Annotated in this window: 13 protein-coding genes and 1 riboswitch; of the genes, 8 read left to right on the top strand and 5 right to left on the bottom strand. The window is 61.1% G+C overall.

Annotated elements, in window-relative coordinates; genetic code table 11:
* Positions 1-13 precede the first annotated feature (13 nt).
* Complete coding sequence (locus I3J13_RS13040; protein WP_196379055.1) at positions 14-1,303, bottom strand: pilus assembly protein TadG-related protein; 1,290 nt, start codon at positions 1,301-1,303, stop codon at positions 14-16.
* A 219-nt stretch (positions 1,304-1,522) separates the two neighbouring features.
* Positions 1,523-1,625, top strand: a riboswitch (TPP riboswitch).
* Positions 1,626-1,749: 124 nt separating this feature from the next.
* Here I3J13_RS13040 and I3J13_RS13035 point away from each other — a divergent pair.
* The 5 genes from I3J13_RS13035 to thiD are packed head-to-tail and all read left to right on the top strand — an operon-like array spanning position 1,750 to position 5,662.
* A complete protein-coding gene (locus I3J13_RS13035) occupies positions 1,750-2,535 on the top strand; it encodes an ABC transporter permease (protein ID WP_020810523.1) in 786 nt (261 codons plus the stop codon).
* Complete coding sequence (locus tag I3J13_RS13030) at positions 2,532-3,482, top strand: ABC transporter substrate-binding protein (RefSeq protein WP_196379054.1); 951 nt, start codon at positions 2,532-2,534, stop codon at positions 3,480-3,482. The genes I3J13_RS13035 and I3J13_RS13030 overlap by 4 nt, the downstream gene beginning before the upstream one ends.
* The gene (locus I3J13_RS13025; protein ID WP_196379053.1) at positions 3,479-4,219 is read left to right on the top strand and encodes a hydroxyethylthiazole kinase; all 741 of its coding nucleotides are present in this window, start codon (positions 3,479-3,481) and stop codon (positions 4,217-4,219) included. The genes I3J13_RS13030 and I3J13_RS13025 overlap by 4 nt, the downstream gene beginning before the upstream one ends.
* The gene (gene thiE / locus I3J13_RS13020; RefSeq protein ID WP_196379052.1) at positions 4,206-4,868 is read left to right on the top strand and encodes a thiamine phosphate synthase; all 663 of its coding nucleotides are present in this window, start codon (positions 4,206-4,208) and stop codon (positions 4,866-4,868) included. Before I3J13_RS13025 ends, thiE begins: the two co-directional genes overlap by 14 nt.
* On the top strand, positions 4,865-5,662 hold the full coding sequence (gene thiD / locus I3J13_RS13015; protein ID WP_196379051.1) for a bifunctional hydroxymethylpyrimidine kinase/phosphomethylpyrimidine kinase: 798 nt from the start codon (positions 4,865-4,867) through the stop codon (positions 5,660-5,662). Before thiE ends, thiD begins: the two co-directional genes overlap by 4 nt.
* Before the next feature lie 232 nt (positions 5,663-5,894).
* Here thiD and I3J13_RS13010 read toward each other — a convergent pair whose 3' ends face one another.
* The gene (locus I3J13_RS13010; protein WP_003500727.1) at positions 5,895-6,353 is read right to left on the bottom strand and encodes an Lrp/AsnC family transcriptional regulator; all 459 of its coding nucleotides are present in this window, start codon (positions 6,351-6,353) and stop codon (positions 5,895-5,897) included.
* 127 nt (positions 6,354-6,480) lie between these two features.
* Between I3J13_RS13010 and alr the strand changes: the two genes are divergently transcribed.
* Together alr and I3J13_RS13000 are read left to right on the top strand one after the other, a co-directional pair.
* Positions 6,481-7,647, top strand: a complete 1,167-nt coding sequence (alr, locus tag I3J13_RS13005) for an alanine racemase (protein WP_142780429.1) — start codon at positions 6,481-6,483, stop codon at positions 7,645-7,647.
* A 7-nt stretch (positions 7,648-7,654) separates the two neighbouring features.
* Positions 7,655-8,911, top strand: coding sequence for a D-amino acid dehydrogenase (locus I3J13_RS13000; protein WP_065655608.1), 1,257 nt, complete (start codon positions 7,655-7,657; stop codon positions 8,909-8,911).
* Between the two features lie 48 nt (positions 8,912-8,959).
* Here I3J13_RS13000 and I3J13_RS12995 read toward each other — a convergent pair whose 3' ends face one another.
* Positions 8,960-9,670: a GntR family transcriptional regulator gene (locus I3J13_RS12995; RefSeq protein ID WP_003519916.1), complete on the bottom strand. Its 711-nt coding sequence runs from the start codon at positions 9,668-9,670 to the stop codon at positions 8,960-8,962.
* 179 nt (positions 9,671-9,849) lie between these two features.
* Here I3J13_RS12995 and I3J13_RS12990 point away from each other — a divergent pair, with 179 nt between their 5' ends.
* Positions 9,850-10,326, top strand: a complete 477-nt coding sequence (locus tag I3J13_RS12990; protein ID WP_003519917.1) for a BA14K family protein — start codon at positions 9,850-9,852, stop codon at positions 10,324-10,326.
* An 89-nt stretch (positions 10,327-10,415) separates the two neighbouring features.
* On the opposite strand, the gene I3J13_RS12985 is transcribed toward I3J13_RS12990, so the two are convergent.
* Together I3J13_RS12985 and I3J13_RS12980 are read right to left on the bottom strand one after the other, a co-directional pair.
* Positions 10,416-11,780: a sigma-54-dependent transcriptional regulator gene (locus I3J13_RS12985; protein ID WP_196379050.1), complete on the bottom strand. Its 1,365-nt coding sequence runs from the start codon at positions 11,778-11,780 to the stop codon at positions 10,416-10,418.
* 1 nt (position 11,781) lies between these two features.
* A complete protein-coding gene (locus I3J13_RS12980) occupies positions 11,782-13,623 on the bottom strand; it encodes a sensor histidine kinase (RefSeq protein WP_196379049.1) in 1,842 nt (613 codons plus the stop codon).
* Between the last annotated feature and the right edge of the window lie 57 nt (positions 13,624-13,680).

Raw genomic sequence — 13,680 nt, 5'->3', positions numbered from 1 at the left:
TTCCTCACTGCCATCACCCCGTCAGGCGGGGTGATGTGATGGCCTTTTTGAAAAGGGCGGTCATCGCATCGCTGATACCCTGCGACGGGCTAACTTCGAAGAACAGGCCCGGCGAAGCGCATTGCTGCATGCGTGCGCCGATTTCCGGCTGAAAGGGCGCGATCCAGCTATTGTACCAGCCATTGGTCGGCAGCGGCAGATAGGTGGTATAAAGCACGGCGATGCGAAAACCCTTTTCCTTCAGCTTCGTGCAATATTTGATATCGATCGGTTCCTGACAGCGGCCGCTGGTCGTTTTTTTGGTACAGGAGGATGGCTTGTAGCTGTCGCCGACGCCGTCTGACACGAAGAAGACGATCTTCTCCGGGCTCGCCGAACTCGCACCGGTGCCCGAAGAGCCGATCCTGTCTCCAATCTGGGTCAGCGCCCGGTCGAAATCGGTCTGCTGGTCATTATTATAGCCCTGATAGGGAATGGACATCAGATCGATTTCGCCCGCTTTTTTCTTCGCGGTCGCCAGATCCGAGGTCAGGGGAACCACTTCGAGCAGCTTCGTATCTTCCGCCTTCTCTCCGAAGGTATAGACCGCCATGCGATATTGATTGCTGCTTTTCCGCGTGGACTTTGCCGTATCCATCAGGCTTGCCGTGGCCTGCGCCACCACATTGATGCGCGTCGTGACCCCGAGGCTTTTGGCTTTGTAGTAATAGCTGTTCGTATCGACCACCCCGTTTTTCACGATGTGACAGGCGAAAGCACATTTGTCGCTCGTGTTGGCAACCATGGTAGCAACGTCGGTTGGCGTCGCGCCGACACCCATCGAGGGGGTGTTATCCAGAAGGACATAGAAGTCGCTGAATGTTTCCGTCTCGTATTTGGCGGTCGCCTTGCCCGAAACGGTAATGAGATCCTCTCCGAGTATCCTTGAAAGCGTCGTGCCGACCGATGCCTTGAAGCTGACCGAGGATTCGATGGCGTTACCGTGTTTGATCACCGACACATCAAGAGACAGGAGCTTATAATCGGGATTGGCCCGCTCATTGCTTTCAAAGAATGCGGAGGCTTCATCAGTGCCAAGCGAAATGACACCGTCGCCCGACATTTCCTTTGCCTTGTGAACGCTCGACGACGTATCGGCAACCACAGCAAGCGCCGCAGCATCCGCCGCCATCTGCAGGTCCGATTTGACGGCCATGCCATGCGTCACATCAAGGGCCACGCCGGCCGCCCCAATCAGCGGCACCATCAACAGGGCGCTGAGAATGCCGAAATTTCCCGATTTATCCTGCCAGATGTTTTTCAAATTCGCCCCCGGAACCTTTCCCCGGAGCGAAAGTTAGCCGAATAATATTGAAAGGCAGTTTCAAGAGATAACTAATTTTCGATAAATCTAATTTCCTCAATAACTAATACGCCAATGGGAGATGCGCACCAGCGCAAGCCCGTTCAGGCATTGACGATCACGCCTGACGACGGATCACTGGCGGGACGTTGACATTTATGAAACTTGACCTACAAAACAAGCTCTTCCGAGGGGAGCACCGAACGGTGCTGAGACGGCGACGAGCCGGACCCTTGAACCTGATCCGGGTCATGCCGGCGTAGGAACGGAACTGTCGCGCCAAGAGGCGCTGCCCTTTCTCTTCTCCGCTTTGCCTGATCTCCGGGATTGTCATATCTGGAGACGAATGATGATGCTGAAACCTTCCGCCCTTCGCACACGGTGCGTCTGCGTCTGAGGTCCGGCTCATGCGTGCCACCCATGCGCTGAACGGTGTCGGTCTTCTGCTGGTTTTCTGGCAGGCGGGAACGTGGCTGTTTTCACCGCCCCGCTATATCCTGCCATCGCCCGCCGATGTTGCCGGCGCTTTCTGGCGCCAGCCGGGCTTCCTGTTCGGGCAGGCACTGGTAACGCTCGGTGAAATGGCGCTCGGGCTTGCGGCGGGCATCGCCGCCGGCATTCTCGTCGCTTTCACCATTGCCGCCATCCCGCGCCTCGGCCGCCTCGTCTGGCCCATGGTTCTGGTGTTACAGGCCTTCCCGGTCTTCGTGCTCGCCCCCATCCTCGTCCTCTGGTTCGGTTTCGGCATGGCCTCGAAAGTGGTGATGACGGCGATCATTATCTTCTTCCCCGTTGCCTCCGCTTTCACTGACGGGCTCAACCGCACCGATCGCGCCATCCTCGACGCCGCCTCGCTGACTGAGGCGAGCCACTGGCAGATCCTCACCCGGTTGCGTGTGCCGCTGGCGTTGCCATCGCTGATTTCGGGCTTGAGGGTGGCGGCGCCGCTTGCCCCGCTCGGCGCCGTCATCGGCGAATGGGTGGGCGCATCGGCCGGGCTCGGGTTTGTGATGATCCAGTCCAATGCCCGCATGCAGACCGACACCATGTTCGCCGCTATGGCCATTCTCGCCATCATGGCGGTGCTGCTGCGGCTCATCGTCGACTTTTCGACCGCCAATCTGGCCCCCTGGGCCAAGGAAACAGAACACACCATTCCTTTCAGATCTTTACGGAGACTTTCGGCACCATGAAACGAACTCTTCTTTCCCTCGTCGTCGCGGCAACAAGCGTGCTTTCACCCATGCAATCGCATGCGGCAGGCAAGCTGACCGTGTTGCTCGAATGGTTCGTGAACCCCGATCATGCGCCGATGGTGATCGCCAAGGAACGCGGCCTGTTTGCCGATGCGGGGCTCGAGGTGGAACTGGTTCCGCCCGCAGACCCCTCCGCCGTTCCGCGTCTCGTCTCGGCGAAACAGGCCGATATCGGCGTGCATTACCAACCGAACCTCTATCTCGATCACGATGCCGGCCTGCCGCTCGTGCGTTTCGGTACACTGGTCGAGACGCCTCTCAACACCGTCACCGTTCTGGCCGATGGCCCGATCAAGAGCCTGAAAGACCTGAAGGGCAAGAAGGTCGGCTTTTCCGTTTCCGGCTTCGAGGATGCGATGCTGAAGCGCATGCTGGAAAAGGACGGCCTGATGAAGGATGATGTCGAACTCATCAACGTCAATTTCTCGCTCTCGCCGTCGCTGATCGCCGGCAAGGTGGATGCCACGCTGGGCGGCTTTCGCAATTTCGAGCTGACGCAGATGAAGCTTGAGGGACATGAAGGCCGCTCTTTCTTCCCGGAGGAACACGGCGTGCCGGCCTATGACGAGCTGATCTTCGTCACGCACCGCGATCTCGCGAAAGACAACCGCCTGCCGCGTTTCCTCTCCGCCGTGGAGCAAGCCGCGATCTTCATTACCAACCATCCTCAGGAATCTTGGCAGCTTTTCATCAAGGCCTATCCGAACCTTGACGACGCGCTGAACAAGCAGGCCTTCTTCGACACGCTGCCGCGCTTCGCCAAGCGCCCGGCCGCACTTGATCGCACCCGCTATGCCCGTTTTGGCGCTTTCATGCAGGAGATGCAGCTGATCAAGCAGGCGCCGGCGGCGGACGACATCGCCGTGGAGCTGCAACAGCCATGACCACGACTTTTCCGACAGCGGCAATCGCCGCCGAGATTCTGGAGCGGGTGCGCAAGACGCGCCCGCGCGTGCATTGCCTGATGAACACCGTGGTGCAGAAATTCACCGCAGACGGCATCACCGTCGTTGGCGGTATTCCTTCCATGACCACCTCGCTGGAGGAAATCGAGAGCTTCGTCACCAAGGCGGATGCGCTGACCGTCAATCTCGGCACGCTGGATGCCGAGCGGCGCAAGGTCATCCGGCTAGCGATCGAAATCGCCAATGCATCCGGCAAGCCGTGGATCGTCGACCCCGTGCATTGCGATTATTCGCCGTCGCGGCTGGAATTCGCGCGCGAACTCATCGCACTTTCCCCGACGATCGTGCGTGGCAATCATGCCGAAATGAGCCTGATCGGCGATGTGCCGGATACTGTACGGATTGAGACCGGGCCTGTGGATCATCTCAGCGACACGACCCGCAGCGTCAGGATCGTCAACGGTCATCCGTGGATGGCGAAGGTGACCGGAACAGGGTGCCTTTCGGGCGGCGTCATCGCCGCCTTCATGGCTGTCGAAAAAGACGCGTTGACGGCGGCGGCCTCCGCCCTTGCCGTCACCGGCGTTTCCGCCGAACTTGCGGCCAAGCACGCCAGAGGCCCCGGCACCTTCGAACCGGCGTTTCTGGATGCGCTTTCCGAAATTTCCGGTGAGGACATCACAAATCACGCGAGGATAGAGCATGAACAAGGTTGACTACCGCCTCAACGCGCTGGTCGATGCGAGCCTTAGTGACGTTGCGCCACTGCCGGAGCTTGCTCTGGCCGCCGCACTCAACGGCGCGACCATTCTGCAATATCGCGACAAGCACGGCTCGACGCGCGAGATGATCGAAAACGCCCGCGCCATTCACGAGGCCATCGCCGGCACCGGCGTACCGCTGGTCATCAACGACCGGGTGGATGTGGCCCTCGCCTCGGGCGCTGATGGGGTGCATCTCGGCGCTGACGACATGGACGCCAAAACTGCAAGGCGCATTCTCGGCGAAAAGGCGATCATCGGCCTCACCGTCAAGAACCGCCCCGATGCCGAACGGGCGGCCTCCATGCCCGCCGACTACGCCTGCATCGGCGGCGTGTTCGAAACCGTTTCCAAGGTCAATCCGGACAAGCCGGTCGGTATCGACGGTTTTACCACGCTACGCGCCCTGCTGAAGGAGTGGAAGCCGGATATGCCGGTCGGCGCTATCGCCGGCATCGATCTTGCCCGTGTGCCACCCGTCATTGCCGCCGGCGCGGATGGTGTGGCAGTCATTTCCGCCATTTTCCGCGCGGGCGATATTGCCAGCGCAACCAAGGACTTCCGCGCCGCAATTGACGCCACGCTGAAAGCGAGACAGCCATGACAGCCATTGCATTGACCATTGCCGGCTCCGACAGCGGCGGCGGCGCGGGTATTCAGGCGGACATCAAGACCTTCTCCGCGCTCGGCGCCTATGCCGCCAGCGTCATCACCGCCATCACTGCCCAGAACACCAAGGGCGTAACGGCGGTCGAGGATATTTCGGTCGCCACCATTATCGCGCAGATGGATGCGGTTTTTTCCGATCTTACCGTCAATGCGGTGAAGATCGGCATGGTCTCGCGGATCGAAACCATCACCGCCATCGCGGAACGGCTTCGGCGGCAATCGCAGCCGGTGGTGCTGGACCCGGTAATGGTAGCGACCTCCGGTGACAGGCTGCTGCATGAAGACGCCATCGAGACATTGCGGCGCGACTTGCTGCCGCTCGCGACCATCGTTACACCGAACCTGCCGGAAGCGGCGCTGTTGACCGGCACTTCGATGGCGAAGACGGAGACGGAGATCGCCCGCCAGGCGGAGCTGATCCTGAAGGCGGGCGCGAAAGCCGTGCTCATCAAGGGCGGCCATGGCGATGGGCCGGAGAGCACAGATTATCTGTTTGCGGATGGCGCCATGCAGGCGCTTTCCGCGCCACGGGTGGAGACGAAGAACGACCACGGCACCGGCTGCACGCTGGCGGCAGCGATTACGGCTCATTTTGCAAAGGGTTGTGAGTTGCGGGAGGCGGTGGGGCTTGCGAAGGAGTATCTGAATGGGGCGCTCGATGCCGGGCGGAGCCTTGCTGTCGGGCACGGGCGGGGGCCGGTGCATCATTTTTATCGTTGGTGGGGTTAGCGATGAGAGGGCGGAGTTTGGGGTTTACCCCCCTCTGTCCTGCCGGACATCTCCCCCACAAGGGGGGAGATCGACAAGCGGGCTGCTCTCCATATTTAGCAAGCCATAGCACCTGTGGCGAAATGGTTGCGTGGGTCCGAGCGAAAGCCTCACCCGATCTCCCCCCTTGAGGGGGAGATGTCCGGCAGGACAGAGGGGGGTGGCCGCATATTCTGCCGCTCGTAAAATGCGACTACCTCGCCTTCGGCGTCGCCAACACATTCCGGATCGCAAAACTCGAATGAATGCGCGAAACCCCCGGCAGCTTCGACAGTATCTCCTTGTGAATCCGCTCGAAATCCCCAGCACTTTCCGCCTCGCAGCGCAGGAAATAATCCGAACCACCCGTCATCAGATAACATTCGCGGATTTCCGGATAGCGTCGCACCGCATTTTCAAAACGGTTGAGAAAATCCTCCGTCTGGCGGTCGAGCGTGATCTGCACGATAACCGAAATCACCTCGCCGCCGGCAAGGCCGCTCGTCAGCGCCGTATATCCCCTGATAATCCCTTCCCGCTCGAGAATATCGACCCGGCGAAGGCAGGCGGATGCGGAAAGCCCGACTTCTGCTGCGAGTTTCGCATTGCTGATGCGGGCATTGAGCCGAAGCAGGCGGATGATGTGGCGGTCGGTCGCATCGAGTGACGACATAGAAGATTCCAATCAGCAAAAGAAAATTGCGCCATTGCGAATTCTATCGCATTTTCTTCGAACAATCGCCAAGAAATTCGACAATCGTTGCAATACCCTCATGGGATAAAAATGAGGGTGAACGACCATGGACATGCAGATCAGCCGCCAGCAGGCCGCCGGTGGTGCAAGCGGCCATTTAACCATCGATCTCGGCGCATTGCGCGACAATTATCTGACCCTTGCGGCCATGGCGCCCGCATCGCAGACGGCAGCGGTCGTGAAGGCCGATGCCTATGGTCTCGGCGCGGATATCGTCTCACAGGTCCTGTTCGAGGCGGGTTGCCGCAATTTCTTCGTTGCCCATATCGATGAAGCCTTGGCGTTGCGACTGCGACTTTCGGCAGAAGCGCGGATTTTTGTTCTCAACGGGCTTCAGCCCGGCAATGAGACCTCCTGCGCCGCCATGGCCATCACCCCGGTTCTGAATTCGCTGGAGCAGATCGCCCAATGGTCGGCCCACGCCAAAAAGCTTGGCAAGACGCTCACCGCCGCCGTGCAGATCGATACCGGCATGTGCCGTCTCGGCCTTTCCCCCGAAGAGCTCGGAATCCTAGCCTCCCGGCCGCAATTGCTCGATGGCATCGACATCGCCTTCGTCATGAGCCACCTCGCCTGCGCCGACGAACCGGACCATGCCTCCAATGCCGCGCAGCTTGCGGTGATGCGCAAAGCCGCCATTGCCTTTCCTGAAGCGCCCGTCTGTTTTTCGAATTCCGGCGGCATCTTTCTGGGCAATGATTATCACAACCACCTGCTGCGCCCCGGCATCGCGCTTTATGGCGGCGCGCCCTCCGTTACACGCCCCAACCCGATGAAGCCGGTCGTTCGCCTCGATCTGGCCGTCATCCAGACCCGCACCGTTCCCGCCGGTTCGCTGGTCGGTTACGGCGGCTCCTTCGAAGCGGCCGGGCCCACGCGTCTGGCGACCATCGCCGCCGGTTACGCTGACGGTCTGCCGCGTTCGCTCAGCAATCGTGGCGCGACGTGGTATAACGGCGTGCGCTTGCCGATTGCGGGCCGCGTTTCCATGGACAGCATCATTCTCGACATATCCGCCCTGCCCGAGGGAACATTGACCCAGGGCAGCCTTGTGCAGATGATCGGTCCTGACCAGACACTGGAAGACATCGCCGAGGATGCGGGCACGATCGCCTATGAAATCCTGACCGGCCTCGGACGCCGCTATCGCCGTAATTATATTCAACCGGGAGAAACCCCGGCAGCCGCTTCAACATCAGTCAATCACAAGTGAGACGATCATGAACGTCACTATCCTCGGAGCCGGCGTCGTCGGCGTGACATCCGCCTGGTATCTGGCCAAAGCCGGGCACAAGGTGACGGTGATCGATCGCCAGCCGGCGGCAGCGCTCGAAACCAGCTTCGCCAATGCCGGCGAGGTTTCCCCCGGCTATTCTTCGCCCTGGGCTGCCCCTGGCATTCCGGTCAAGGCGATGAAATGGCTGTTCATGAAACACGCGCCTCTCATCATCCGCCCGACGGCCGATCCGGCTGCATGGCGCTGGATGAGCCAGATGCTGCGCAACTGCACCTCGGCGCGTTACGCCATCAACAAAAGCCGCATGGTGCGCGTTGCCGAATATAGCCGCGATTGCCTGATGGCGCTTCGTGAAGAAACCGGCATCGAATATGACCAGCGCATGCAGGGCACGCTGGAGGTGTTCCGCACCCAGAAGCAGTTCGATGCCATCGGCAAGGATGTCGACGTGCTGACGGCAGGCGGCGTGCCTTTCGAGATTCTCGACCGCGACGGCTGCGCCGCCATCGAACCCGGTCTTTCTCCTTCGAAGGAGAAGATCGTCGGCGGCCTGCGCCTGCCCGGCGATGAGACCGGCGATTGCTTCATGTTCACGACAGAACTTGCCCGCATGGCCGAAGAGGCGGGCGTTACCTTCCTTTACGACACCGGCATCATGCGCCCCATCGTCGAGGCAGGACGCGTCAAGGCTGTGGAGACCACCCGTGGGCTGGTGGAGGCCGATATTTTCGTGGCGGCACTGGGCAGCTATTCGCCGCAATTCGTGCGCCAGCTTGGCCTTACCCTGCCGGTTTACCCGGTCAAGGGTTACTCCATCACGGTTCCGATCGTGAAAGAGGAGCGCGCACCCGTTTCCACGGTCATGGACGAAACGTTCAAGGTGGCGATTACCCGCCTCGGCTCACGCATTCGCGCCGGCGGCATGGCGGAGATCGCCGGTTTCAGCAAGGATTTGCCCGCCGCTCGCCAGGAAACGCTGGCCCATTCGGTGGAAGACCTGTTCGGCGGCGCGGGCGACCAGACCCAGGCGAAATTCTGGTGCGGCCTGCGCCCGATGACGCCGGACGGCACGCCTGTCATCGGCGCCACCCGCTACAGCAATCTTTATCTCAACACCGGCCACGGCACGCTTGGCTGGACCATGTCCTGCGGCTCCGCCCGGGTGCTTGCCGATCTCATCAGCGGCAACAAGCCGGAGATCGACACGCACGATCTGGCGATCAGCCGTTACGCCGCCTGACACGCAATCAACCCGCCATTCCCGTCCCGCGACGGGGATGGCGGTCAATCAGAGCGCCAGCGCATCCTTCAGCGCCAGACCTTCCATCATGCGCAGGTCGAGATCGGCCTCGATGTGGTCGAGATGCTGCAACATCAGCGCACGCGCCTTTGCCGTATCTTTCGCCTCAAGCGCGTCCAGGAGATCGGCGTGATCGTTGTGGCCGCAGCTTGAAACACCCGAGCGGCCGTAAAGCGCAATGACCAGCGACGAGCGGGCGACCAGCTCGTCCATGAATTTTTCCAGAATGGCGTTGCCGGCAAGCGAGGCCAGCATCAGGTGGAAATCGCCCGATGCCTTGATTTCCGCGCGTCTGGCGCTCGGGCCGCGCTCATGCTGGTGGCGGCTTTCCTGCACCAGATGTTCACGCAGCCGCTTCACCGCCGCCGGCGTGATTTTTTCGATTGCGGCATCCACGACGCCGGGTTCGATCAGCCGGCGCGAAGCGAACACCTGCCGCGCTTCATCCGGCGTGGGATTGGAGACGAAGGCGCCCCGGTTGCGTTCGGCCTTCACCAGCCCCTCATAGGCCAGCATCTGAAGTGCGGCGCGCACCACCGTACGGCTGACATCGAACAGCGTTCCCACTTCCGATTCCGACAGTTTGGTTCCCGGCGCCAGCCGCCGGTCGACAATGGCGTCACGCAGCGTATCGCGAATGGCCTGGGCACGGTCTTCATGCGAGGTGTCGGAATTGACGGTTATCTGGGAAAGGCTCATCGGTGCGTCCTGTTTGTTCTTGAGTTCTAGCGCGAAGTGCGTCGCGCGCAAACAGGAATTGCGGGCCGCCGCCGGTCTGCCACAATTCATTCAGCGCCCGTTCAGCAGCCGGGCTGTATTTCCTTAACCATCGAATTTGCAACTGGCAGCGCCCTGCCACCTGTATGGAAGAACACACCATGTCGTCCTTTGCAGCTAAAACCGTTCTGGCTGTCGCCGTCGCCGCCGCCACCATTGTTCCCTTGAGCAGCGCATCCGCTGGCGACTGGGACCGCCGCGACCGTCGCGATGCCGCCATTCTGGGTGGCGTGCTCGGCCTTGCCGCCGGTGTCGCCGTCGGCTCCGCAATGTCGCGTCCGGCGCCGGCCTACGATGAGCGCGTCTATGTCGACGAGCCGAGCTATATCGATGAAGAGCCGGATTACCGTTATTATCGCGCAGCACCGCAGCCGGTTTACCGCCCGGCACCCGTCTATCGCGCCCAGCCGGTTTACGACAGCCGCCCGGTCTACAACCAGCGCCGCACCTATCGCACCATCGAGCCCTGGACAAACGCCTGGTACGACTATTGCTCGCAGCGTTACCGGAGCTTCAACACCCGCACCGGCACCTATACGGATTATGACGGCCAGCGCCATTTCTGCGTCGCGGGTTGATCGGGAAGACCTTCAACACGGTTATTACCGTTATTGTCAGGCCGCGGATGGAAACGTCCGCGGCTTTTCCATGCGCGCTCCGCGCCAACTTACGCCGTGCCGCTCCTCACATAATCCGCCCGGTTGATGCCGTGGCGCTGCAGCTTGTCGTAAAAGGTCTTGCGGGCGATGCCGAGCATGGCGATAGTCTCCGCCACGTCGCCATTCGATTGTTCCAGCGTTTCGCGGATGATGCGCGCCTCGATCTCGTCCATGCGTTCCGGCAGGGTACCAGAGGCGGGGATCGCGGATCGTAATGCGGGCGCCTCCGCTGGTTCCGTCTCCAGCCCCAGAACCACCCTTTCGGCGAAATGGCCGAGTTCGCGCACATTGCCCGGCCAGTCGTGATCATTGAGGCGGCGGGAAATGCCGGCGCTGATCTGCGGCACCGCCATGTTGAAACGGTTGGCTGCCTTGGTGACGAAATGGGAAAACAAGAGCGGAATATCCGCCTTGCGTTCGCGCAGCGGCGGAATGGACAGCGTCACCACATTCAGCCGGTAATAGAGGTCCTCGCGAAACGTGCCGCGTTCGGCAGGATCGCCAAGATCGACCTTGGCCGCCGCGACCACGCGAATATCGACCGGCCGCTCCTCATTCGACCCAAGCGGAGAAACCTCGCGCATTTCCAGCACACGCAGCATCTTCACCTGCACCGCAAGCGGCATGCTCTCGATTTCGTCCAGAAACAGGGTGCCGCCACTCGAATGTTCGATGCGGCCGACGCGCTTTTTCTGCGCGCCGGTGAAAGCCCCCGGCTCATGGCCGAAGAGCTCGCTTTCGATCACCGTTTCCGGCAGCGCACCGCAATTCAAAGCCACGAAATTGCCCTTGGACCGCTTCTTGCTCCAGCGGTGAAGGACCGTCGCCACCACTTCCTTGCCGCTGCCCGTCTCGCCAGCCACCAGCACATCTACATCCGTATCGGCAATGTGCCGCAGCGTGGTGCGCAGGCGCTCCATGGCGGGCGTCTGGCCGATCAGCGGCAGATCGTCCTCCGCTTGGGCCCCCGCCCGGCGAAGCGCCCGGTTTTCCAGCACGAGGCGGCGTTTTTCCAACGCCCGCCGGGCGCTTTCCACCATGCGTTCGGCGGGAAATGGCTTGGCGATGAAATCATAGGCGCCATTGTGAAGCGCATCGACCGCCATCGGCACATCGCCATGGCCGGTGATGAGGATGACCGGCAGATCGGCATCGATCTTGCGGACATGGTCGAAAAATTCGAGCCCGGTCATGCCGGGCATTCGCACATCGGTGATGACGACACCGTCGAAATCCTCGTTCAAAGCCGCAAGCGCCTGTTCTGCGCGGGCAAACGACGTGACCGGCAATCCATCGAGTTCCAGCGTCTGCACCATCGCCTTGCGCAGCTGGGAGTCGTCGTCCACCAGGAATATGGTTCCGTCCACCGTCATGTTATGCTCGCTTCAGAAATACGGAAAAACATGTGCCCGCCTTGCTGCTCGCCACCTCGATACGCCCGCCATAGTCCGAAGCAATATCGTTAGAGATGACGAGACCGAGGCCGAGGCCGCTTTCCTTAGAGGTATTGAAGGGCGAAAAAAGCTGGGCGCGGATGGCTTCGGGAATGCCCGTGCCATTATCGCTGACGGAAAGCACGACCATGTCGCCTTCCTCGCGCACCCGAACTTCGACACGGGCTGCCCCAGTCTCTTCCGTGGCTTCCAGCGCGTTTTGCAGAAGGTTGATGAGGATTTGCTCCAGCCGGATACGGCTGCCGAGCACTTTCAGGTCCTGATCCGGCAACACGATATCCAGCGCATCCATCTGCCCGGAGAAGCGGCTGCGCAACAGCATGACCGCACCTTCGATAACCAGTCGAACACTGACAGGCTCGGCGGCGGTGCGGCCCTTGCGCGCCAATATCTTCAGGTCGCCGGTAATCGTGCCGATACGCTCGGTCAGTGCCGCGATGTTTTCGAGATTTTCGGTGGCCTCGGACATGCGGTCGCGTTTCAGCAGGGTGCGGGCATTGTCGGCAAAGGCGCGGATGGTCGCGACCGGCTGATTGATCTCGTGCGCCACGCCCGCCGCCACCTGCCCCAGAATGGAAAGGCGGTTGGCCTGCACCAGTTCGTGCTGCACATTGCGCAATTCGCCCGAGGTCTTTTCATGCAGGGCGATTTCGGCCTGTAGATGATCGCGGGTCTTCGTCAGGTCGCGGGTCCGCTCCTGCACCTTCATTTCCAGCTCGGCGCGGGCGCGCTGCTCCTCTTCCTTTTCCTTGAGCGCCTTGTGCCTGCGCCAGAGCCACAGGGCCGAAAGCGCCATCAGCGGCATCAGCGTCGCCAGCGCCACCACTCTGCCCTCGCGGATGGCGGCATTCAGCGCCGGCGCGACCGGTTGCAGATAATGCAGCGTCCATGAAGTGGTCGGCACCGGCACTTCCAGCTGCAGATAGTCGCCGCGTTCCCTCCCCGGCTCATCGACATGAATGAGCGGAACACCCTCGCTCGCGCGCCGCGCCGCCCGAAACGGCAGCGTTGAAAGCGCCTCATTGCCGAATTGCAGGCTCTCGGAAATGATTTTCCGCCGCGCCTTATCGATCGGTGCAACGGTCTTGAAGCGCCACTCCGGCACGCTGGTCATCAGCACGACGCCGTTTCTGTCGACCACATAGACCGGCTTGCCGCCAATGTTCCAGTCTGTCTCCAGCCGGTTGAACTCGACCTTAGCAATGACGACGCCAAGCGGCCGCCCATCGGCGGCGTCTATGCGGCGGGAGATATAAAGACCCGGCCGACGGCTGACATTGCCGAGAGCATAATGCTCGGACATGCCGGTCTTCATCGCCGCCTGGAAATATTCGCGGAAAGCATAGTTGGAGCCGACAAAGCTGTCGTCCTGCCGCCAGTTGCTCGACGCGATGGTCAATCCGGTCGGCCCGGTCACATAAATCACCGAGGATTGTGTGCCTTCAATCAGCCCCTCCAGCTTGCGGTTCAACCGGTCGAGGGCAGGAGCACCGCCGCCATCCAGCGCAGCAGCAAGATCGGGATCTCCGGAGAGGACAAGCGGAATGGCGCGCGGCCGCTCCAGCGCGACATTCAGGAGCGCGATCTTCAGTTCGGCATCCGTGGCGGCCTCGGACCCGGCCATGCGCAGCGCCTGATTGCGGGCGAACTCATCGGCCACCAGCAGAACGCCAAGACTGGCGAGCAGCCACAGGCCCGCCAGCGCCAGCCATTGCGCCCGCCGCTTCGCATGGGAATGAGATGCCTGATCCTGATAGGTCATGCGACAATTGTGCGGATTTACGCACAGACCGCAAGAGATTTTGTCCGGAATTCCGCA

Source organism: Agrobacterium leguminum, assembly GCF_015704895.1.
GTDB classification, from domain to species: domain Bacteria; phylum Pseudomonadota; class Alphaproteobacteria; order Rhizobiales; family Rhizobiaceae; genus Agrobacterium; species Agrobacterium leguminum.
The sequence above is the reverse complement of the archived record's forward strand: the minus strand, read 5'-3'. Positions and strand labels throughout refer to the sequence as shown.

Coding starts and splice junctions, on each gene's coding strand:
- I3J13_RS13035 (WP_020810523.1), top strand. CDS start 1,750: ATGCGTGCCACCCATGCGCTGAACGGTGTCGGTCTTCTGCTGGTTTTC.
- I3J13_RS13030 (WP_196379054.1), top strand. CDS start 2,532: ATGAAACGAACTCTTCTTTCCCTCGTCGTCGCGGCAACAAGCGTGCTT.
- I3J13_RS13025 (WP_196379053.1), top strand. CDS start 3,479: ATGACCACGACTTTTCCGACAGCGGCAATCGCCGCCGAGATTCTGGAG.
- thiE (WP_196379052.1), top strand. CDS start 4,206: ATGAACAAGGTTGACTACCGCCTCAACGCGCTGGTCGATGCGAGCCTT.
- thiD (WP_196379051.1), top strand. CDS start 4,865: ATGACAGCCATTGCATTGACCATTGCCGGCTCCGACAGCGGCGGCGGC.
- I3J13_RS13010 (WP_003500727.1), bottom strand. CDS start 6,353: ATGTCGTCACTCGATGCGACCGACCGCCACATCATCCGCCTGCTTCGG.
- alr (WP_142780429.1), top strand. CDS start 6,481: ATGGACATGCAGATCAGCCGCCAGCAGGCCGCCGGTGGTGCAAGCGGC.
- I3J13_RS13000 (WP_065655608.1), top strand. CDS start 7,655: ATGAACGTCACTATCCTCGGAGCCGGCGTCGTCGGCGTGACATCCGCC.
- I3J13_RS12995 (WP_003519916.1), bottom strand. CDS start 9,670: ATGAGCCTTTCCCAGATAACCGTCAATTCCGACACCTCGCATGAAGAC.
- I3J13_RS12990 (WP_003519917.1), top strand. CDS start 9,850: ATGTCGTCCTTTGCAGCTAAAACCGTTCTGGCTGTCGCCGTCGCCGCC.
- I3J13_RS12985 (WP_196379050.1), bottom strand. CDS start 11,780: ATGACGGTGGACGGAACCATATTCCTGGTGGACGACGACTCCCAGCTG.
- I3J13_RS12980 (WP_196379049.1), bottom strand. CDS start 13,623: ATGACCTATCAGGATCAGGCATCTCATTCCCATGCGAAGCGGCGGGCG.